The sequence below is a fragment of the Paenibacillus sp. P4_A7 genome (assembly GCF_056402455.1).
Genome location: NZ_JBFUHJ010000821.1, coordinates 1 through 1043, shown reverse-complemented (window position 1 = coordinate 1043; position 1043 = coordinate 1). Strand labels below are relative to the sequence as shown.

1 protein-coding gene is annotated in these 1043 nt (G+C 44.4%); it reads right to left on the bottom strand.

All coding sequences use genetic code 11. From position 1 onward, the window contains the following. The coding region (locus AC1DWN_RS34260) for an ROK family protein (protein WP_477563267.1) at window positions 1-807 on the bottom strand (807 nt) is incomplete at its 3' end. Between the last annotated feature and the right edge of the window lie 236 nt (window positions 808-1043).

Sequence of the window (1043 nt, the reverse complement as noted above, 5' to 3'; positions counted from 1 at the left end):
AGCTACTATATAACTATCTATGTTGGTGAGTATCGCCTCTGAATTCACATAATGGTTCAGACCTTTTTGCACTTCCTGATGGATCATCGGAAACAGATGAGACTGTTTGAGCACGCCGCCGCCTAAAATAACCTTTTTCGGAGACAGCATAAGAATAGTATTAATAATCGCTTGACCGATATAATAGGCCTCGAGAGTCCAAGCTGGATGATCAGTGGGTAGATTCTGCCCCTTTGTATGCCACCTTTTCTCAATAGCAGGACCTGCCGCGAGCCCCTCCAGGCAATCGCCGTGGTAAGGACAAGCCCCTTCAAAGCTGTCTTCGGGATGACGTCTTACGAATACATGCCCGCCTTCTGGATGCACAAGACCATGAATTAATTTGCCTTCCACATAAACCCCTAATCCAATTCCCGTTCCGATCGTAAAATAAGCACAGCTCGTTAGGCCTTTCGCGGCCCCCCATGTAGCTTCGCCTAAGGCGGCTGCATTTACATCCGTATCCCAACCATAAGGAACGTCATACGCTTCTTTCATCGCACCCAAAAAGTTGAAATTAGACCAGCCAGGCTTAGGTGTCGTCGTTACATAGCCATATTGGGAGCTCTCTGGGTCAATATTGATCGGACCGAAGGAGCCAATCCCGATTGCTTCAACTTGCTTGTCTTTAAAGTAGTCTATTACTTGCTTTAAAGTGATTTCAGGAGCTTCTGTTGGGAAACTGATCCTATCCGTTATTTCCCCGTGTTCATTTCCCACTCCACATATGAATTTCGTTCCGCCTGCTTCAATAGCTCCAATGCGCAAAGGATCACCTTCCTTGAATGTAATAGTAGAGAATCTCCATCTATTTTAACATAGGTTTAACTTATAAATGAGAGGCGGCCTAAGGCGAAAAGTTTATCGTTTCTCCCTAAATTATACTCTACTGGCACAAGCTGAATAATGGGTGGTGTGGATGGCATATGTTATTGGCTCTAAGGTTAAAATTGATGTATATTGATAAGCAAGCTAAGAAGTAAACCGCTTGTTTGGGGTCATTT